The following is a 20,843-nucleotide window of genomic DNA, read 5'->3' as shown; positions in this document are numbered from 1 at the left end:
TTCAGCGTTACCTGCACAGCGTCAGCCCTTGCTTTGGATTTTTTCAGTCTGGCTATTGGGTTTGATATTGCTGCGTTGTTTCTTCAATAAGTTGCTGCCACTGTGGATATTCTACAAAACTTTGTTGTAAATCGCCCCATGGCGTTAGCGCCTCGGCCATTGACGGCGCTTTGTTTTGGCTGGCCTGGTATAAATAATAAAAGGCAGAGGCGCGGTAATTAGCGGCGCAATGCACTAGCACTGGTGCATCGCCATTTTGCTGCATCAGGCTGTAAAACTGCGCTAGATTTTCTTGTGTAGGGTTTTGCCAATCAACGCTAATATTGTGATAGTTCATGCCCAGTTGAGTGACGATTTGCTGCTCATTGGCTAATGCATTTGGATTGTCGTTAGGGATAAGGTTTATCACGGTTTTAATACCCGCCTGAGCAAGTTGTTCAAATTGCAGCTCTGTCGGTAAACCCGAGGTCATCACTTGTGGGTTATTAAACTTAACCGCTTTAATGTCACCCAGTTTGCTGGTGTCGATATTCGTCGTACTTTCTGCACTATTCACTCCCACACTGTACACTCCCACGCTGAAAAACAAACAACACATTAATATGCTGGTGGACAGTAGGTTAAAACCTTGTGGTGTATTCATGTGGTTTCCTTGAGTTGATACGTGATAGCGTGTGATGAACTTTCGTTGTGTTCAAGTTAACCATATCATTGTTATGTTTGCAGATAAAAGTGACCTGCTTACAGTGACTGCTTGAGCAGGCCAAGCCTACCGTTATTTCGGTAATGTTTTAGAGCCAGAATCGAGCTCTATCTTTGTGTTCTGCGCCTATGGCTATTAACGTCGTGATGTATAGGCTGAGTAACGTTTAATCGCTTTACAACAATAAGATAGCAACTGTAGGATGATATTAATCAATACGTTAAGGTGCTGGCTTTACTGAGCAAGTTCTTCAATAAGCTTTTAGGGCTTCCAAGGATCAATTCTGTTATGGAGAAGATTAAAGGTATATGTTTTTTTGCTCTGACATTTTTTAGTTTTTTTGGTGTGGTTGTTTTCACCCCTGCGTTTGTTTATGAAGTTTTTCAAACGGCAGAGTCGAAAAGTGTCGAAGCTGAAGTGATAGAGTCTTATTTTGGATATGAAGAGCTTTTTGGTCGTGAAGCTTGCTCTTTAGAAGTTGAACTTAACATTTTATCGACCAACGAAAACGTCATTGTCAGAAATGCCAAGCCTGGTGATATTGCAATATGTAGCTCAAAGAAGAAGTTTGCAGCCAATTATCAGCCAGGAGAATTTACGATTGTTTTTTTATCAAAAAATGGGGAATATTATCTTGCTTTAGGTTCATACCTCGAAGCTATGACACCAGGAATACTTAGTATCGTATGGTTTGTATTTTTCTACTCATATATAAAAATACACCGTAAGAGGGCCTCACAAGTAAGCCCTAACTAAGCAGTTAAACAAGGACTAAAAACAGTGGGCTGTTGGCTTCGCTCTATTTTAACCCACTATTTTTTCGCTTAATGCGGCTTTAAATTTCTAAATGAGTATCAGTAATGTTTAAGCGTAGAATTTTACCAAAAGAATCGGATTTTCCGCTAGGTACTGAATTTTATATCTTTGAGTGGGATGTACCATTGTCTAAAGAGCCTGATGAAAATGGTGAAACAGTTTCCTATTTTAATTGGTGTGGCTCTAAGAGGCAGGCCTATCCAATAGACCGGCTAAAAATTGATAATAATTGGCCTGCTGATTCATTTGAACATTGGCTTGAAATAGTAAAAGATTCATCTAAATAGGTGTTGTAGTGAAACAGAATTTAACAAAGCGTCGAAAAAACACAGTTTTGACTTTGGCGTTAAGCATTTTAACCAACAATCTCTCTCCGCTCAATTGGGCGTATATTCTAAGGATGGTTATGAGTAAATTTGCATTTCTTCTTTTCTTTTTAAGCTCAGCCGGTAATGCTTCTGAATTTAATAAAGATATTGTTTCAAGCTTAATTGAAAGAACGACTCATCATGTGACTTATGACGGTTCTTATTTTTCGATTCCATACCCAAATGGAGATGTACCGAAAGACAAAGGAGTCTGTACTGACGTTATAATTAGAGCTTATCGTAAGTTAGGTACTGATCTACAAAAACTCGTTCATGAAGATATGAAATCTAACTTTTCACTTTATCCTTCGAAAAGGATTTGGGGATTAAATTCAACAGACAAAAATATAGATCACCGCCGAGTCCCTAACTTACAAACCTTCTTTAAAAGACATGGTGTAAATTTAAACGTTAGTGATAATAAAACCGACTACTCTGTTGGAGACATTGTTACATGGATGCTTCCAGGTAACTTACCTCATATTGGGATAGTCATAGATCAGATCAATCCAATATCAGGTAACCCTATGATTGTCCATAATATTGGCCGGGGCCCTGAAGTTGATGATATGATTTTTGATTATAAAATAACTGGCCATTATCGTTTTGTGCCAGAGAAATATAATAAGGATAGTCCGCGCGAAACGTCGCCCATATCCCAAGTGTTAACCCATTAACCATGTCACTTATTGTTAAATTTCTGGAGTTATGTGCATTTTGAGTACTTTTCTCGGCATTTGTTTACTGGTTTTGCCATTGATCATTTTCAATATATATTCAAATCACGAGTTCGATTTATCGTTGTCTGATAACTTAAAAAAATGGAAATGGGCTAAGTATTTTGCCATTATTCTCGTACTTGCTTACGTCATCTATTTACTGATTTATGGGCACAGTTATGTTGTAACGGGGGCCTATGAAACAAGCATCTATATAGAAGATTGGGTGCAGTATTATCTTGTACCAGGTTTATGCTTAGCGGCAGTGATATATTCCAAACCGGTAGGGTACTTTTTTGGTGACAATAGCTCAGAGTTTGGCTCATCGATGAAAGAAGATGTCGCTTTTACTCTTGGTCTTCTGTGGTTGTTGTTTTTTACTTGGCAAATATTCTTAGAAAGCTTGTAAGCGACACGAATTAATCATGACACCCATTGTTTTACCCATTACATTGCCAATGGTTGAGCTTTTGTTCAATATTGACCTAGCTTTTTAAAGCCTGCCAGTAAAGTGAAGTTAGACTGTTCATTCTTTGTTGTGGCGAAGCATTAAGACGCTAATTGGCGTAGGCATAAACGCATAGCATAAACACCTGGATTTCGGCTTAACAGCATTAACTGCAATGCCGGAACGACGTAAGGATTAGCCTCAAGTGAACCCAGTAAATCATTGCTAAGAGTCGCAGAGTGAATGTCAGGGTTAACCTGTAATGAAGTTAGACGGTTTATTGCTTAGCTTTGGCGAAGCGTTAGGAATTGGCACAGGTTAATAATGCAAAGCAAACACCTGGATTCCGGCTTAACAACTTAACTGCATTGCCGGAACGCCGGTGAAAAGTAGGGTTAATCTACTTGCATCCAATCGACTTCAACGCCAGCTTGTTCAAACATATCTTCGCTGACTTTAATCTTGTCTCCCCAGCGTGACAGGAAATCGTCGTTGGGTTTTGGGCTATGTACGGCGCGCAATCCAGTTTGGATAATCTTGGCAGCGCAGTTAGGGCAGGGGAAGTGAGTCACCCAAATTTCACAGCTACTGAGATCGCGTTTTGCATGCAATATGGCATTTTCTTCAGCATGAAGTGTCTTTAGCAGTTTCATTTCGCGGTTATCGGTTTCGGCGCTGTCAGATATTCCGTGAGGGTAACCATTAAAGCCTAGTGATACGATGCGATTGTTTTCGGTAATTACCGCACCAACTCGGGTGGAGGGATCTTTACTCCAAGATGCTACGAGTTCGGCCATCTGTAAAAAACGTATCGCCCATTTTGTCATCATCTTATTGCCGTTCCTATGCGTTATTTATCGTTTTGACTATCACATTAACTGTCGTATTAACTGTCGAATTAACTATCACGTTAACTATTGCTTCAACTAGGCGCTATTCTCTATGCAGAACAGTGATAAATCAACCTTCAATCAGATGCGTATTACTTTTATTCATCTGTTGGCCATTCATGTTCCGCTAGCGTTTTATTTTCAATGAGTTGTTCTCTCAAATCACTAATTTTTTGTTTTAGCTCATCGCGGATCAAACGGATAGCAGGTGTGATCATTTGCCGACTTGGTAATACTAACCATAATTCAGTCACTGGGATTTGGTAGTCAGACATCACTCTTTGTAATCGACCGGCCAGCATGTCTTGAGCAACATCAATCGCTGATTTTTTTGCAATCCCAACACCGTCAACACACCAGCGGCGTACCAAGTCGCCATCGTTACATGCCCGATTACTGGTCATCTTAATTTTATGCTCTTCGTTGCCATGAAGTAACAACCAGCTGTCATGGGTCACTTTATACAACTTATAAAGCAATGCATTGTGTTTCATCAGTTCGCTAGGATTAGTCGGTGTGCCGTGTTTGGCGAGGTACTGAGGTGAAGCACACAGAAAATGGGGGATGTTACAGATTTTAAAGCCATAAAAATTCGACTCGTCAGCCACGCCAGCAATCATTGCCCTCAGCGCCACATCAACACCATCACGATAAAAATCGACTTGGGTATCGCTAACATGCAAGCGTAAGCTCACATCTGGATGTTGTGCTAGTACATCATTCAGTAATTCGCGCATGAGGTTACGGCCCATTTCAGACGACATCGCCATGCGCACTTCGCCATTGATAGATTGGCGTTCGTCGTTAATAACTAGCTGGCCTTGTTGCAATAAATCCAGTGCTTGCTGACATAATGGAAGATAACGCTCGCCCTCAGAAGACAAGCGTAATTGCCTCGTGGTGCGCACAAATAACTGCGCCCCGACTTCTTTTTCAATACGCTTTAACGCAATACTTGCAGCAGAAGAGCTAATATCGAGTTGATTCGCGGCAGCGGTGATAGATTGAAGTTCTGCGATTTTTAGCAGTACCCGTAAATCAGCAATCTTCATGCACTTTCCTGTTGGTTTGTCTGTAAGCCCAGATCCAGCTTAACTAGCTAGCATCAGTGTTGATACTAAACCCTATCTGATTATCCACGTTTTCACGAAAGTATATTAAAGATTACCCCATTTATCGAATAAATATAATTGATTAATATGTACATCATTACACCGATGTGAATACGTACTAACCTTGATATATAAAAGGCTCTAGAAACGAATGTTGTTTAATGCGTCGATGAAAGCAAGACCACTTTTGTCTTTGAACTTTTGAATATGATGGAATGTAACTCATGAATAGATTAACTACGACCGCTATTGCAACCCTTTTAGGTGCGATGACTTTACCCGTGATGGCAAATGACCACACAGCTATTTCTACTGACAACATTGATTGGGGCATGCTTAACCCTGCACGTGGTGACGCCAGCCCGAAAGCGGCAGATCTTTGGGGCGACCGCACTAAAGATGTGGCAACCGGAATGCTTGTGAAATTCCAAAAAGGCTTTTCATCACCGCCTCATATTCATAACATCACTTACCGCGGTATCGTGATTGAAGGCTTAATGCATAACGATGACCCAAGCGCCGATAATATGTGGATGCCAAGCGGTTCATTTTGGATTCAGCCAGCGGGTGAAAACCATATCACCTCAGCCAATGCGCAAGACAACCTTATTTACCTCGAAATCGACAGCGGCCCTTATTTAGTTAAACCAGCAGACCAGGCGTTTGATAATGGCGAACGTCCAATTAACATTTCTGAAAACAACTTGTTTTGGTTAAATGTAGATGACGCAACCTGGTTGAAATCAGGCAACGCTCAAATCAGTTATTTATGGGGCAAACCAGACGCCGCCAATGGCAGTTTTGTTAAGCTTCCCGCAGGTTTTAAAGGCAGTATTGAAAGCCAAAACCCACTTAAAGCCGTGGTAGTAAAAGGCAGTGCAACCTATCAATGGGACAATCAAAAAGCAGTAACAGCATTAACCCCAAGTAGCTTTTTTAGTTCTGATGCACAAGGCAAACATATGATTGATGCCAAAACTGAAGTCGTGCTGTATGTAAAATCAACAGGACAGTTTAGCGTAAAATAGCTCTTTGTTAGCAATGGCCTAATCATCACGAATACAGAGATGATTAGGCTTTTTATTATCATGCGGTAGTGGTTTTTAGCTGTAGGCAGCTCTACTTGTGTGTTGTACTTATGGCCAGCGGTAACTGATGTCGTGGCGCTTCGCCGATACCAGAGCAAAGGTAGTAAGTTGTCAGCTTACGCAAGCTCGTGTCATCGTCTTCCCGGTAACGCTTGTAAGCCGGGATCCAGGTGTTTGCTTTGTACTTTTGTACTCATGGCCTACGGCTGGCGCTTCACCGACACCAGATAAAGAGGAAACCCACGGCTGTTACCTCTTTACTCTTTATAAAACAATTGGCCCAGCCGCCATATCAAAATCATCTGAAAAGCGATAATTTCGCGACGTGGTTAGCTCCAGATTTTAACTTCGTCTGTGGCATTCTTCGGCCTTATTCAAAAATGCTAACGCTTCAGATGGGGCGTCCCTTCCCCTCTAAAGCTAGCTGGCCGTCCATGGCCAGCTCACGTCATTTTCTTCAAACTGCCTCAAGTTTAGAGTTGAATTTGTCCTTTTAAAGACAATATAACTAACTCATTTCTGCCCCAAAGTTACTTAGAACCAAAGCTCTATTTAACAATGCTTACCTTCGTTTTCCATACAAAATTTAATTGATATTGCTCTTTTACAGATGTCATTTTTACTGCCTAGATTGCATAATTTAATGAACTGGTTTTATATACAGATATAATGAGATCTGGCTTAATTTAAATCAAACAACTCATTAAGTAAGCTTAAAGTCGTAACGTAGGCTTAATTAGAAAACTATAATTAGTTGATAATAATGAAAATAAATTTTATCGTTTATTTTTTTAACAAAATTAACGCGTGAGCTCGTTTTATTTTAGGATGTTGAGAGTATTTTATCGCTTTACATCAAAGACATAGAGAATGTAGGATGATATAAATCAATAACTTGAACAGCCGACTTTATCGGGCGAGTCGTTCAATAAGCGTTAACTGTACACATGGATGAGAATGAAACTAAATATTCCTTATGCACTAATACTTTCAGGTACAGGCATTCTTGTAGTGATAATTCTCACTGGAGCCTGGGTCCTCAATTTTCGCCAATATCAAATATCTGGCAGTCCAAGTGACTGGGCCAGTTTTGGTGGATACATGGGAGGAACTGTCAGTTCAATTATTTCCATGTTAGCTCTTTTCGGTGTTGCAATTGGTATATCTGAACAAACAAAATCAAATAAACTTCTCTCAAGTCAAAGTTTACTTGAAGGCATACGCAGTTTTGAGAAAGATATTGATTCTTCTTTGAAAGAGTCTCATGTAAAACTGATGATTGGCGAGCAAGGCGTTGAGATAGATATTTATCAACTTTTAATGACTGCAAGGCTAGCTCATATTGTTGCGGATGTTTTGCCAAAATATAAAGAAAGCCAAGAACGTATTGAAACTGAGGAGATATCCCTTCTTGATGGCCGTCTTGCTCAAGAGGAGTTGCTCAGCAAAACCGCATCTAGAATTAAGATGCTTGGTAGCTTAATTGCAGACCATGAAATTCTCGCTGGGAATAGTCATGTAGCAACTTATTATCGAAGTAAATATAAAGCAGTTTTTAGTAAATTAGATAGCTTGAATTATGACTGTGGCAGTGAATTTTAGTGAAAAAGTTAACAAAGCATGGCAAATTCGCCAGCAAGCTGGCTGGACGCACTACGTGCGCCTTTGCTTGCGGCGTTAGTTGCCAAGGATGATATGTCTGCTATTTCCCAAATTGTCGAAAAATTAAAGAAATATCCTGAACTAGATTATGAGCAGGATGAAAGCTCTATTTCTGTTAACCCTGTTAACCCTGTTAACGGCTTTACGGTTTGGCTTACAGAAAATGGAAATAGTTTTACCGTTGGCTTTTCTGGATGGCACGAAGAATTCACAGAAATAGAAGAAGCCCTAAATTGCTTTGCTTTTGGCCTCAGCGATAAGTGCCGTCTTAAAGTATTCAAACGTGGCTCGTCTGAATACAAGTGGGTAGTTCAGGCTTTACATGAAAACGAGTGGTATGACGACAGTGAAATTGGATTGTTGTTTTTCCCTTTTTGGCGTAAGAAACAGGTTTTAACTTTACAGAACGCAATAATTGGCAACTAACAAGCCAAGCCAGCGGGAATTTTACTCGCTGAAAATCGCTCATAAAATCCCCTGCATGGGGCGTTAGGTATACAAAAGGAACTTGTGCATGAATCAACCTCTTAACTCAATCTGGCAGATAACAGGAGCTTCCCTTTTAGGTGGTCCATTCGCTGGATTTTACTTAATGCACAAAAATTTCAAGGTTTTGGGGCAATCATCATCTGCCAAGTTTTCTTTAAATTTAGGCTTCATCTTTGGACTTTTACTAGTCTTAGTTACAATCTTCGCTCCTGAAAACTTCAATGGTATTGTTTTTGCAGGAATATATTGTGGCTTAATTAGAATTTATGCGGAAAAAACACAAGGTGAAAATTACTCTAAACATATAGAAAATGGCGGTTCTAAAGCGTCACAATGGCAATGGTTTTTGACTGGCATCGTTTCCATGCTTATTTTTTTCGTAGTAGCTTTTCTTGTCGCATTCCTACTGATGACTTTTGCACCTGAAATTTTGCCAGACCACTGGTACGAGTAAAGTATACCTAACACATATGAGCCTTCCGCCAGTCAATAGGCGAGCCTAACTGATTTGACTGCTTTTGCAGTCAAATACCTTTAGTATCCAAGATGGTCAATCAACAAACTCATCTACTTCATCTGTCATTTAGCTGTCAAAGCATCGTACCTCAAAAAACGCTTCGAATCCGTCTCAATTATCCCTAAAGCGCACTAGTTCACCAACAAAACAGCATGTTAAATAATAATCTAAACACCACTAAACAATTGAATCAAAATATAAACTCAGATATTGTTTATTCAATAATCAAAATGAGTTTAAAAACGAGTAATTCTACAGGCTCGTTATGTATTTAAAGGAAGCTCGGAGAAGCATTCATGGAAATAAAGCAAAAGAAATTTTCTAACCACCACACATATACTTTTGAGTCTGAATACGTGAATTTCGCATATAAAGATAAATCAGGCTCTGGAGATTTTGACTTTAATTATGCTGACTTTCCGGAAAAGTCTTCGATAACAATAGAGCAAAACGAGTGGTTACGAAATGTAGGTATATTGTGGTGTTTGCTAGGGTGTTACAGAATTGGGTCTGCCGTTTATAGTGGCTCTTCTCTTTCTGGAACAGGTTTATGGCTTGTTCTTGGTGTTATATGTTTAATTTGGTTCGCTCTTACTAAGGTTAAATATTCGGTTTTTAAAACTGAAAGAGGCAATGTCTTTGTAATTCAGGATAAAAATCATGAGAACATCGTTTCGGAGTTAAATAAACGTAAAAAGGATCAACTATTAGCTTGGTATGGTGAGGTAAACCCTGAAAATGATAAAGAAAATGAAATCGAAAAATTTAGATGGTTAGAACAACAAAATGTAATGACAAATGACGAAGCTGAGAAAAAAATAGCAGAAGTAGAATTTGCGCATAAGGATCCTGATTTGAAACCTCAAGAGTTAAATTAAATACCTAACAAATAAGGATAGGCCGCGCGAAGCCGCGTTCTTATCCCAAGTGTTGAACAAGCCCGAACAGCTGAGAGTGACTCTTTATTATGTAAATATCAGCTCGAGAAAACGCGCTGTTTGATGTGATGGTTATCTGGCAACTTTTCTGTAGTCAGCAGGTCCCCTTAGCTAATCTGCTAATGATTTAACTCTATATGTTTCAGTGCGTTAAATTAATCCTCCAGAATTTAATGGGGTCAGTGTAAACTTTAATTGAACCCCATACATTTACTAATCCCACTACCCATTTTTAGACCTTTTGCCACTAACAAACTTTTGTCCAAAAATGATTTAAACGTCTGGTTTGCAAATGCCCAAATTCAACTCTGAACTTGAGGCCGTTGAAGACTCTTTACAAAAGAATACGTGAGCTGGCCATGGGCTTTCTCGCACATCTGACCGATAAGGATATTGGAAATGTCATTATGATGTCGGGAACATCATTGACCATGCCACCACGACATTCGTGAATCCATTCACATCAGACGCCCCATCTGAAGCGTTAGCATTTTCATTCTTTACCATAAAGAGGTGGCCGAAGCCGGCTAAATACGCGGCCAAAAGCTCGATAGTTTTCCGTCGCAATTTTTTCGCGGCTTTTGTTTGGTTAAAAAGCGAAAATGTTGCCGGAACGGCAGGGGTGATCCAAGAGGGGATTGCTGTTGATCCCCTTTTGGCCTGTGCAGGGTGGAACCTTGCGATCTTAATTCAAACGAAGTTTGATAAATCTGGTGTGGCCGCAGGCCATTAAAAAAATACACCTGGATCCCCGATTAAAGCACTCGAGGATAACGGCGTAGAGCTCGACTCCGGCTTAAAAGCATTGCCGGAATAATGACATCAGGGAATGACTGTTGAGTTAACCCAAACCTTTGTATCTACTCTTCTTGGCTCAGAATAAAATTGCTAATGGCTTTTGAAATCATGTCTTTCTTCATCGTGGTACGTGACACGCGTTGATCAAACCAAAAGCTCATGGGTTGGTCGAAGCCGATGCCGTGCATATAATTGTAAAGTGCTTTGCGCAGGCCTTCGCCGAGCATGTCGTGATCGGTGCCGGTTGGGTCGGTAAAGTCGACATCGTTTTCAGCAAAAAATACCTCAGGGCGTGGGTCAAGGGTGATGCCAAACTGTTCTGGGTTCATGCCGATTGGGCTGTGGGCGGTGGCAACAAAACGGTGCCAGTAAGCAGACTGGAAACAACCTTGTTGCATCAACTGGCGGACCATTTCTAATGCATCAATGGTTTCTTGTTCAGTTTGAGTCGGGAAGCCATACATCAAATAAGCGTGTACCAAAATGCCAGCGTCACTAAATGCTTTGGTGACCTGGGCAACGCGCTCAACACTGACGCCTTTCTTCATCAGTTTTAATAATCTGTCTGACGCCACTTCAAGGCCGCCGCTGACTGCGATACAACCTGAGTCTGCCAATAGCTGACAACGTGCTGGGCTAAAGGTGCGCTCAAAACGAATATTGCCCCACCAACTGATCACCACGTTACGTTCAATCAATCGTTTGGCAAATGCGAATAAGGTTTTTGGCGGTAACGCTTCATCGACAAAGTGAAAACCAGTTTGCCCGGTTTCGGCGACAAGCGCTTCGATGCGGTCGACCAGAACATCTGCGCCAGCGGTATCGTAGCGGTCGATATAATCTAAGCTGACATCGCAAAAGCTGCATTTGCGCCAGTAGCACCCGTGGGCGATGGTTAATTTATTCCAGCGGCCATCACTCCATATGCGGTGCATTGGGTTGAGCATTTCACATAATGACAGGTATTCGGTTAATGGCAGGCCATCGTATATTGGTGCACCGACCTCAGATTGGGGAATGTCATGTAACTCAGTATTTTGATTAAGATGAACGTAAGGTTCACCGTTTTCATCCTCTGCGAGAAAGTAAGTGCGTACTAACTCTTCAATGCCGCGCTTGCCTTCAAAGTATTCTAGCAAGGTAATGAGTGGACGTTCACCGTCATCGAGACAGATATAGTCGACAAATTCGAATACCCGTGGGTCTTTTAATGCCCGCAGCTCAGTATTGACAAAGCCGCCACCCATAACGATAGGTAAATCAGGGTTAATGGCTTTACAGGTTTGCGCAATGCGTAAGGCGCCAAGCATATTACCGGGAAACGGCACGGTTAATGCCACCACGCTAGGCTGGGTGTCTTCTAAATATTGTTCAACGAGTTGTTCTAAAATGTCTGAACTGAAGCTTGGTTCGCCCATCAAGGTGTCGTATAAATTATCAAAACTTGGGTTGGCGGCGGCTAAGCGTTCACCATAACGACTGACTTCAAAGTAAGGGTCAACGCCTTGGGTGATGACGTTCGACAGATCGTTAATGAATAACGTGGCGAGAAATTTGGCTTTATCTTGCACGCCAAGGTTACCAAAGGCCGCTTGCAGTACATCGCCCGACACGGCTTCCATTTGCGCGATGGCTTCAAATGCTGGGCCTTCGGGTAAAAAACGACGGGTGTTAATTCGCATGGCTAGGCTTGGGTCTTTGCCTTGTAAAAAGCGAATAGCAGGCTCAACGGTAAGATGATAACGATCAAACTCAGCTAAAAAATCAAACACCGAATCGGGTAATTCATCGTCTTCAAAGTGCTCGAAGTTCTCTTCTACATGTTGACGGATCACCTCCAGCGCCGGCGCGGTCATCATTTCAAGAAACAACTCTATTGCAGGATCTCGCTGTACCGCTTCATAGCCTCGTGAACGTAAAAAACCGGTTAAATATGCCGTTGCTGGATACGGCGTATTAAGTTGGGTCATTGGAGGGGTCATCAGAAGAACGGTCATAGCCTGCCTTTATCGTAAAGCCAATAGGAATAAGGCTGCATTCTACCAGTAAAAATGGCTCAAATCCTTTTAATTAAGGCTTTCATCTTGAACGTTCAGCAGTGCTAGAGAGTCGGCAGATTAGTGCCTTTTGCGCAAGATATTGCGCAATTAACGGCGAAGACCTGAATAATGAGCAATATATTGCTCATTTTATATTTTTTAAGAGGAGGTTCTTTAAGAGCAGGTTGTTTAAGTTCAGGCTATTTAAGAATAGGGGTTAAATAAGCGCTGCCCAGTTGTTTCATTTGCCGTTCAACCCATACGACACGTTGGCTAAGGTAAGGCGTTAAATAGTTTGGGTTACGATTACGCGGGCTTGGCAATAATACCGCCAGTTTTGCCGCTTCTTTGCTGCTAAGATATTTGGCGGGTTTATTAAAATAATGCTGGCTAGCAGCTTCTACGCCATAAATACCTTTGCCAAATTCGGCCACGTTTACGTACACTTCTAAAATGCGTTTTTTGCCCCAAATGACCTCAAGCCCTACAGCTAACATGGCTTCTAATCCTTTACGAACAAAGCTTTGTCCTGGCCACAATAAAAGATTTTTGGCGGTTTGTTGAGTAATGGTGCTGGCACCACGCAGGCCCTGACCGTCATCGTATTGCTGAAGGGCTTTACTGATAGCGCTAAAATCGACGCCAAAGTGTTCGGGGAAAAGCTGATCTTCTGATGCCACCATGGCGAGCGATATGTGGGTCGGTAGCTCATCAATGCTGACCCAGTGTTGCGACACAGGATAGTCGCTTTGCAGCATAAATGACGTTGTCGGTGGCGGGACAAATCTGAGTAATAGCAACAATAACGTTAGTAATGCTAAAAAACGCCATGTTACGTACCAGGTCCATCCGAAAAAACCGCGCTTACGATTTGCCATTCATTGCCTCATGTTAGATATCATGTCGTGTTCAACGCGCAAGAGTATAGGATATTGCTAATTAAAGCGAAACGCCCGCACAAGCTTAGGCCTAGAGCCTAGAATCTAGAGTCTAGAATCTAATCCCCTAGCATCACCTAAATCTTAGCTAACACCGCTTGAATGTCAGCCAAACTGGTTTGCCATTGCTGATAATCAAGCGTGATAGGGTAAGCATGATTATTGGCTACGAGCACTAATGACGGAAATCCTTGAATTGGCAGTTTACGGGCAAAATGAATCTCTTTTTGCAGTTGCTGTTCAGTTTGTTCACTTAATAATTGCTGTTTAAATTGCTCAGTATTCATGCCTAATGTTGCGGCCAATGCGCATAGCACCTCAGTATCAGATGGATTGCTGGCATGTAAATAATAAGCATGCTGAATGGCATTCACCATGGCTTGCTCCTGGCCATATTGGCGCGCGACCAAAGTAGCTCGACAAGCTGGGTAGGTAGAGCGTCGTGGCTGACATACACGCCAAAAATCGTGATTAAACAGAGTGCCTAATTGCTGGTTAATTCTTTGCCATGTCTGCTCAAGCATCTGCTGCATCGCTTCTGGCATTGGCTCCGCTGAGTCAGGCGCTAAGCCGCCGACAAGGTAGCTGATATCAAGTTGCTCAGCAAACTCTCGTTGCAGTTGTTGTTGCAGCATGTCCCAGGTAGGGCGGTAACCCCAGCACCAACTACACATAGGGTCGTGAACATAATAAAGTGTTGCTTTAGCCATGGTGACCTCAAGAAGTGTCATATAACTTCATTATTTCTTTCATATTTAACCAATAGACTATGCCATCTACACAATCTATGCCATGCAAATAAGTGGCTAGATTTAAATGGTGCAACACACCGTCAGTAACGTTAGATTAATGATTACAGTTAAGGAGCAATGGAATGACAAGGAACAACAAGACGGCATTGGGCGCGTTGGCAATATTGAGCAGTTTAATCTGTTTATCAGCGTGTAACAGCAACGACAGCGATAGTACCGCTACAACGGGTGTTGATAAAAGTGTCAGCGCGCAAGTGGGGCCGAGACCACTTTTTTTAGTGGATCAAATGCAAGACAGCGAACTGAAAACCCAATTAGCGCAATGCGAGTCTGGCCCATTTTATCGTACCGACTTTTCTATTGGTCACCGTGGTGCCTCAATGCAATTTCCTGAGCACACTAAAGAAGCCTATCAAGCTGCTATTGATTCAGGTGCAGGTATTGTTGAGTGTGACGTTACCTTTACCAACGACAAAGCCTTGGTATGCCGTCATTCGCAATGTGATTTAGCCACAACCACCAATATTTTAGCGATACCGGCATTAGCCAATAAGTGCTCTGTGCCATTTACACCTGCCGACGCTGCAAACGGTGTTAGCGCAACCGCGACCTGTTGTACTAGCGATATCAGCCTTGCAGAATTTAAAACCTTAAAAGGCAAGATGGACGGCTTTAATCCTAAAGCGACCACGGTAGCCGAGTTTATGGATGGCACGCCAAGCTGGCGCACAGACCTCTATGCAGGTACCGGCACGTTAATGACTCATGCTGAAAGTATCGAATTATTTAAATCGGCTGGCGTAAAAATGACCCCAGAACTTAAGTCGGCCAGTGTCAGCATGCCGTTTGATGGCTTTAGCCAACAAGATTATGCGCAAAAAATGCTTGATGAGTATGGCGCCGCAGGAGTGGATGCGTCGCAGGTGTTCCCGCAATCATTTAATTTAGATGATGTGAAATACTGGATAGCAAACGCGCCAGAGTTTGCCGAACAAGCGGTATACCTTGATGGTCGCGATAGTGAAGCTGGATTTGATCCACAAAACAGTGCGACCTGGTCACCGAGTATGGACACTCTAGCTGCAGACGGGGTGAAGATTATTGCGCCGCCATTATGGATGTTAGTCACCTTAGATGACAATAACGCCATTGTGCCGTCTGAATACGCCAATGCTGCTAATGCCGCAGGATTGAAAATGATTGCCTGGTCACTAGAGCGATCTGGTTTACTCAGCCAGGGCGGTGGCGGTTGGTATTATCAAAGTATTGCGGATGCGATAGATAATGAAGGTGACACTTACGAGTTGGTTGATGTGTTAGCCAAAGATGTGGGGGTGATAGGTATCTTTTCTGATTGGCCCGCCACTGTGACTTACTATGCTAATTGCATGGGCATGTAACGAACTGGCCTGCGAATAACCAAGTCGTGATGGCTTTAAAACAACGTCACTGAGCACCAAGACCGCTCACATCAATACCGCTCACACCAATACAAATATCAAAGGTGCCCACATTGTTGGCACCTTTTTTATTAAGCGAACTATACTCGAGATGACGGCGTTATTGTTCCCATAAATGGACGATAAAACACGCTATTAGCACCTTCAATTTGATTGAGACTTTTTCATCGACAACCGAAGTGACTGAAATCGAAAACAAATAATATTTAGATTAGCGGTATTAGCCTTTAGTCTATATAGATCACACTGAATGTCGGTGTTAGGGTATCAGCACAATAAGACAGATAACCATATAAGAAATAAGGATATTGTAATGAAATTAACTAAACGCTTTTGCATGATCGGCGCCGCGGCTGCGTTATCAATCAGTACCGCAGTGATGGCCGCTCCTACTTTTATCAATATTCTCACCGGCGGTACCAGTGGTGTTTACTACCCTATCGGTGTTGCGCTTTCTCAGCTTTACAGTAACGGTATTGAAGGTTCTAAAACTTCAGTACAAGCTACTAAAGCCTCAGTCGAAAACCTTAACTTATTACAAGCTGGCCGTGGTGAATTAGCGCTTGCACTAGGTGACTCAGTGTCTGCAGCATGGGAAGGCGATACTGAAGCGGGTTTTAAAGCACCATTGAAAAACCTGCGTATCATTGCATCTACGTACCCTAACTTTATTCAAATCGTGGCCAATAAAGATGCTGGCATCAAGACGTTGGCTGACTTAAAAGGTAAACGTATTTCTGTTGGTGCACCTAAATCGGGGACTGAACTTAATGCCCGCGCTATTTTTACTGCTGCTGGTTTAAGCTATGACGACATGGGTAAAGTGGAGTATTTACCTTATGCCGAGTCTGTCGAGCTGATTAAAAACCGTCAACTTGATGCCACGTTACAATCATCTGGTTTAGGTATGGCTGCTATTCGCGACCTAGCCGCAACAATGGACATTAACTTTGTGGCGATTCCTGAAGATGTGGTTGCTAAAATCAATAACCCTGCTTACCAGGTTGGGGTGATTACTGCTAATACCTATGAAGGCCAAACTGAGGATGTCAGTACGGTTGCGATTCAAAACTTACTGGTAAGCCACAGTAAAGTGTCTGATGAAGTGGCGTACCAAATGACTAAGCTGATGTTCGACAACCTAGAACGTTTAGGCACTGCACACTCAGCAGCTAAAGATATCAGTTTAGACAAAGCGACTAAAAACTTACCCATTCCATTACATCCAGGTGCAGAGCGCTACTACAAAGAAGTGAATGCGCTGTAATTCAATGTTTTAACTCTTGAAGCGCTTGTTTGGATAATACATACCAAACAAGCGCTTAGTTGTTTTTAGGCATATCGATTTTAGCTGTAGTCAGTACAGAGGCATACCATGAGCGATCCATCCATTAACCAGAACACAATGTCAGAGCAAGGCTTAAGTGCCGACACTCGTGACTGGCCAAAAGCCTTATTTGTGGTGGCATTGGTTTTTTCTATTTTCCAAATCACTACAGCAGCGTTTCATCCGGTTTCAACCCAGGTTTTACGCGCTGTACACGTGGGCTTTTTATTATTAGTGGTGTTTATCAGTTACCCAGGATGGGGTAAAAGCAAACCCTGGCAACCTCTAGCCTGGGTACTTGGCTTAGCAGGCATGGCGACAGCAGCTTATCAGTGGGTGTTTGAGGCTGACTTAATTCAGCGCTCAGGCGACCTTACTCAAGGCGATATGATTATCGGTACCGTACTTGTGGTGCTGGTGTTTGAGGCGGCAAGACGAGTGATGGGAATTGCCTTGCCGATCATTTGTGGCTTGTTTCTCGCTTATGGATTATTCGGTGAATTTTTGCCTGGCGAGTTAATGCATCGTGGCTATGGCATTGACCAGATCATTAACCAATTAGCCTTTGGTACTGAAGGACTATACGGTACGCCAACGTATGTGTCGGCCACTTATATCTTCTTATTTATTCTGTTTGGTGCGTTTTTAGAGCAAGCCGGAATGATCCGCTTATTTACCGACTTTGCGATGGGTTTATTTGGTCATAAGGTTGGCGGCCCGGCAAAAGTGTCGGTGGTGTCATCGGCATTAATGGGCACCATTACCGGTTCTGGGGTGGCCAACGTAGTGACTACTGGGCAATTTACCATTCCATTAATGAAACGTTTTGGCTATAAGTCTGCATTTGCTGGAGGGGTAGAAGCCACGTCGAGTATGGGCAGTCAGATTATGCCGCCGATTATGGGTGCAGTGGCGTTTATTATGGCCGAAACCATTAACGTGCCGTTTATTGAAATTGCTAAAGCGGCAATGATCCCCGCGGTATTGTATTTTTGCTCAGTGTTTTGGATGGTGCATTTAGAAGCTAAGCGCGCTAACTTATCGGGTTTACCGAAAGACCAATGTCCTGATCCCTGGGCGGCTATTAAGTTGCGCTGGTACTTACTTATCCCGCTATTTATCCTAATTGGTTTACTGTTTTCTGGCCGTACGCCGCTGTTTTCTGGCATGGTCGGTTTAGCATTAACTGCGATTGTGATTCTAGGTTCGGCGATTATTTTAAATGTGTCGTCAAAGATAATGCGTTTTGCTTTTTGGATTGCATTAGGCGTGTTATGTGCCGGATTTTTCCAATTAGGCATAGGTGTCGTATTTGGGGTTATTGCTTTGCTGGTGGTCATTAGCTGGTTTGTAAAAGGCGGCAAAGAAACCCTAATGCTGTGTTTGCATGCTTTAGTTGAAGGTGCACGTCATGCGGTGCCTGTAGGTATCGCCTGTGCGCTGGTTGGGGTGATAATTGGTATTGTGTCGTTAACCGGTATTGCTTCTACCTTTGCGGGTTACATTTTGGCAGTGGGCCAAGACAATCTATTTTTGTCTTTGGTATTAACCATGGTGACGTGTTTAGTATTAGGCATGGGTATTCCAACAATCCCTAACTACATTATTACTAGCTCTATTGCCGCGCCGGCATTATTAGACCTAGGCGTACCGTTAATTGTGTCGCACATGTTTGTGTTTTATTTTGGCATTATGGCCGATTTAACACCGCCAGTGGCATTGGCCTGTTTTGCCGCAGCACCCATCGCCAAAGAGAAAGGCTTAAAAATCAGTTTATGGGCTATTCGTATTGCCATTGCCGGATTTATTATTCCGTTTATGGCGGTGTACGACCCAGCGTTAATGCTTCAAGGTGGCGGAGTGCTTGCCACAATATTTGTAGTGTTAAAGGCTACGGTTGCCATTGGTATTTGGGGTGTTATTTTTACCGGCTACTTATTACAAAAACTGTATATGTGGGAGCGTATTTTAGGCTTTATTGCGGGTGGCAGCTTAATTTTAGCCACGCCATTAAGTGATGAAATTGGTTTTGGCTTGGCACTGGCGTTTATTTTGCAACACGCATGGCGCGCTCGTAAGTTAAAACGTTTGGCACAGGAAGGCTAATGCTAGGGTTGTGTTTAGGTTTAGCGGGTAGCATTTGGGCACAAGTTCCTGCTGAGCAGATGACCTTGTCGTGGACTCATACTATTGAGAAAGTACGTTGGGCAGAAGATTATCGTCTCTTGCCTGACGGCTTTATCCTTGAGCAAGCTAGAGTCAAAGGCAGCGGCGCCGGAATGGAAATCCCAGCTGATGCTGTGTTAATTGACGGCAGCTGGCAATATAAGCCAACGTTGCCCGTGCTGCCAATGTTAAAGCTGGGGCGCACGCCTGAGGCTGGAGATTATCAGTTGTGTGTCTCGTCTGCCAATACCGAACAACAATGTCACCCCATGAGTTACTGGGTGGGCGAGCCAACGACTGCGCAGCCGTCGATAGAACTGTGGGGCTGCGATATTAAGTAATTTGAGTTGTTATTGAGTTCTCATTAAGCCTGTTTGGGTATAAAAAAAGCTGAATCAATGGATTCAGCTTTTTTGTTTTTCATCACGGATAAAATTAACACGCAGTTAATTTTGCACGTATTAGCTTGTAAACGCGTCTTGCAGTGATGGAACCACTTGTTTCTTACGGCTTAATACACCATCTAACCATACACGACCATTAACAGTTGGCTTGCCATAGGCGCGCTCTGTTAAATCAGCAGAATCAGAAACTACTAACATTTCTGAGCCTTCTTTCATGATATCGGTAAGCAGTAGTAATACGCTGTGACGGTTGCCTTCGACTTTTAGTTTAGCGATGTCCGCTTCTAGGTCAGCTTTAATGTCGTCAAAAACCGATAAGTCGATCACTTCTAATTGGCCGATACCGACTAGGTTTCCGTTCATGTTGAAGTCTTTGAAATCACGCATTACAAGGTCGCGCGCTGGCGTGCCTTCAACGGCTGATTTGACTTTAAACATGTCCATGCCGACTTCTTTAAAGTCTTCAATGCCGGCGATTTCAGCTAAGGCTTCAACGCAACGAATATCGGCAGTGGTGCAAGTTGGTGATTTAAAAATGACGGTATCGCTTAAAATAGCGCACATCATGATGCCAGCGATGTTAGCTGGGATTTTTACCTGGTAAAAATCGTACATCATTTTAATGACGGTGTTACTACAACCTACTGGACGGATCCAACATTCTAACGGAGTAGAAGTGGTTAAATCGCCTAGTTTATGGTGATCAACAATCCCAACGATAGTCGCTTGGGCAATATCGTCTGGTGCTTGAGTGATTTCAGAGTGGTCGACAATATACACATCTTCGCCAGCGTAGCTGGTTTTGTATTCTGGCGCTTCAAAACCAAATTTCTCTAAAATAAAGGCGGTTTCTGGTGATAATTCACCTAAACGTGCCGCGATAGCTGGCTCGCCGATTTGGTTTTTTAAATATGCTAATGCGATAGCACCACAAATTGAATCTGAATCAGGGATCTTGTGACCCACTACATACATTGCCATTGAAAGACTCTCCTATAAAGTTGTGCTGATTTTAACAAGGATTAATCGTCATAGCATTAAAAAATGCAGCCGCTGAATTCCTACCATAAAAAAAGCCCCAAGCGGAGAGTCTCGGGGCCTTTTTTATACTACTCAGGGTATGTGTACTTGTGGCGTGCTGTTTTGCTTTTTAGTATTGCTCATCTGTATGTTAAGTCTGCTTTGACTCTGAACATATATAGGCGCTTA

At 42.5% G+C, this 20,843-nt stretch carries 21 protein-coding genes; 14 read left to right on the top strand and 7 right to left on the bottom strand.

Annotated features, from left to right (window positions below):
* Positions 1–52: 52 nt before the first annotated feature.
* A complete protein-coding gene (locus tag AC19MV_RS08915; protein ID WP_498307073.1) occupies positions 53–643 on the bottom strand; it encodes a protein tyrosine phosphatase family protein in 591 nt (196 codons plus the stop codon).
* 348 nt (positions 644–991) lie between these two features.
* Here AC19MV_RS08915 and AC19MV_RS08910 point away from each other — a divergent pair, with 348 nt between their 5' ends.
* From AC19MV_RS08910 to AC19MV_RS08895, 4 genes are all read left to right on the top strand, one after another.
* Positions 992–1,459 (top strand): hypothetical protein, encoded by a 468-nt coding sequence (locus AC19MV_RS08910; RefSeq protein WP_498307072.1) that lies wholly within the window; start codon positions 992–994, stop codon positions 1,457–1,459.
* Positions 1,460–1,563: 104 nt separating this feature from the next.
* Complete coding sequence (locus tag AC19MV_RS08905) at positions 1,564–1,806, top strand: hypothetical protein (protein ID WP_498307070.1); 243 nt, start codon at positions 1,564–1,566, stop codon at positions 1,804–1,806.
* 119 nt (positions 1,807–1,925) lie between these two features.
* On the top strand, positions 1,926–2,564 hold the full coding sequence (locus AC19MV_RS08900; protein WP_432401161.1) for a DUF1287 domain-containing protein: 639 nt from the start codon (positions 1,926–1,928) through the stop codon (positions 2,562–2,564).
* A gap of 40 nt (positions 2,565–2,604) precedes the next feature.
* Entirely contained in the window at positions 2,605–3,015 is a 411-nt protein-coding gene (locus AC19MV_RS08895; RefSeq protein ID WP_498307068.1) for a hypothetical protein, read from the top strand.
* Between the two features lie 434 nt (positions 3,016–3,449).
* Here AC19MV_RS08895 and AC19MV_RS08890 read toward each other — a convergent pair whose 3' ends face one another.
* Complete coding sequence (locus tag AC19MV_RS08890) at positions 3,450–3,884, bottom strand: dCMP deaminase family protein (protein ID WP_350431827.1); 435 nt, start codon at positions 3,882–3,884, stop codon at positions 3,450–3,452.
* A gap of 158 nt (positions 3,885–4,042) precedes the next feature.
* Entirely contained in the window at positions 4,043–4,996 is a 954-nt protein-coding gene (locus AC19MV_RS08885) for a LysR family transcriptional regulator (protein WP_498307066.1), read from the bottom strand.
* Positions 4,997–5,325: 329 nt separating this feature from the next.
* On the opposite strand from AC19MV_RS08885, the gene AC19MV_RS08880 reads away from it, so the two are divergent.
* From AC19MV_RS08880 to AC19MV_RS08855, 6 genes are all read left to right on the top strand, one after another.
* Positions 5,326–6,084 carry a DUF4437 domain-containing protein gene (locus AC19MV_RS08880; protein ID WP_498307232.1) on the top strand — a complete coding sequence of 253 codons (759 nt, stop codon included), beginning with the start codon at positions 5,326–5,328 and terminating at the stop codon, positions 6,082–6,084.
* A 1,017-nt stretch (positions 6,085–7,101) separates the two neighbouring features.
* The gene (locus AC19MV_RS08875) at positions 7,102–7,746 is read left to right on the top strand and encodes a hypothetical protein (protein ID WP_498307065.1); all 645 of its coding nucleotides are present in this window, start codon (positions 7,102–7,104) and stop codon (positions 7,744–7,746) included.
* Positions 7,747–7,764: 18 nt separating this feature from the next.
* Positions 7,765–8,232 carry a hypothetical protein gene (locus tag AC19MV_RS08870; protein WP_498307063.1) on the top strand — a complete coding sequence of 156 codons (468 nt, stop codon included), beginning with the start codon at positions 7,765–7,767 and terminating at the stop codon, positions 8,230–8,232.
* A gap of 88 nt (positions 8,233–8,320) precedes the next feature.
* Entirely contained in the window at positions 8,321–8,749 is a 429-nt protein-coding gene (locus AC19MV_RS08865; protein ID WP_498307062.1) for a hypothetical protein, read from the top strand.
* Between the two features lie 359 nt (positions 8,750–9,108).
* Positions 9,109–9,690: a hypothetical protein gene (locus tag AC19MV_RS08860; protein ID WP_188918343.1), complete on the top strand. Its 582-nt coding sequence runs from the start codon at positions 9,109–9,111 to the stop codon at positions 9,688–9,690.
* Positions 9,691–10,198: 508 nt separating this feature from the next.
* Positions 10,199–10,483 carry a hypothetical protein gene (locus AC19MV_RS08855; protein WP_498307060.1) on the top strand — a complete coding sequence of 95 codons (285 nt, stop codon included), beginning with the start codon at positions 10,199–10,201 and terminating at the stop codon, positions 10,481–10,483.
* A gap of 127 nt (positions 10,484–10,610) precedes the next feature.
* Here AC19MV_RS08855 and AC19MV_RS08850 read toward each other — a convergent pair whose 3' ends face one another.
* The 3 genes from AC19MV_RS08850 to AC19MV_RS08840 all read right to left on the bottom strand — a co-directional run bounded on the left by AC19MV_RS08850 (position 10,611) and on the right by AC19MV_RS08840 (position 14,235).
* Entirely contained in the window at positions 10,611–12,545 is a 1,935-nt protein-coding gene (locus AC19MV_RS08850; RefSeq protein ID WP_498307058.1) for a B12-binding domain-containing radical SAM protein, read from the bottom strand.
* A gap of 242 nt (positions 12,546–12,787) precedes the next feature.
* The gene (gene mtgA / locus AC19MV_RS08845; protein ID WP_498307056.1) at positions 12,788–13,465 is read right to left on the bottom strand and encodes a monofunctional biosynthetic peptidoglycan transglycosylase; all 678 of its coding nucleotides are present in this window, start codon (positions 13,463–13,465) and stop codon (positions 12,788–12,790) included.
* Between the two features lie 137 nt (positions 13,466–13,602).
* On the bottom strand, positions 13,603–14,235 hold the full coding sequence (locus AC19MV_RS08840) for a DsbA family protein (RefSeq protein ID WP_498307230.1): 633 nt from the start codon (positions 14,233–14,235) through the stop codon (positions 13,603–13,605).
* A 164-nt stretch (positions 14,236–14,399) separates the two neighbouring features.
* Between AC19MV_RS08840 and AC19MV_RS08835 the strand changes: the two genes are divergently transcribed.
* From AC19MV_RS08835 to AC19MV_RS08820, 4 genes are all read left to right on the top strand, one after another.
* A complete protein-coding gene (locus tag AC19MV_RS08835) occupies positions 14,400–15,677 on the top strand; it encodes a glycerophosphodiester phosphodiesterase family protein (protein ID WP_498307055.1) in 1,278 nt (425 codons plus the stop codon).
* A gap of 373 nt (positions 15,678–16,050) precedes the next feature.
* On the top strand, positions 16,051–17,004 hold the full coding sequence (locus AC19MV_RS08830; RefSeq protein ID WP_498307053.1) for a TAXI family TRAP transporter solute-binding subunit: 954 nt from the start codon (positions 16,051–16,053) through the stop codon (positions 17,002–17,004).
* Between the two features lie 108 nt (positions 17,005–17,112).
* On the top strand, positions 17,113–19,170 hold the full coding sequence (locus AC19MV_RS08825; protein WP_432400114.1) for a TRAP transporter permease: 2,058 nt from the start codon (positions 17,113–17,115) through the stop codon (positions 19,168–19,170).
* Positions 19,170–19,571, top strand: coding sequence for a DUF1850 domain-containing protein (locus tag AC19MV_RS08820; RefSeq protein ID WP_498299686.1), 402 nt, complete (start codon positions 19,170–19,172; stop codon positions 19,569–19,571). The genes AC19MV_RS08825 and AC19MV_RS08820 overlap by 1 nt, the downstream gene beginning before the upstream one ends.
* A gap of 120 nt (positions 19,572–19,691) precedes the next feature.
* On the opposite strand, the gene AC19MV_RS08815 is transcribed toward AC19MV_RS08820, so the two are convergent.
* Positions 19,692–20,615 carry a manganese-dependent inorganic pyrophosphatase gene (locus AC19MV_RS08815; RefSeq protein WP_432400112.1) on the bottom strand — a complete coding sequence of 308 codons (924 nt, stop codon included), beginning with the start codon at positions 20,613–20,615 and terminating at the stop codon, positions 19,692–19,694.
* Positions 20,616–20,843 lie beyond the last annotated feature (228 nt).

Source organism: Shewanella sp. MF05913, assembly GCF_059758095.1.
This window is presented reverse-complemented; position numbering and strand designations above follow the sequence as displayed.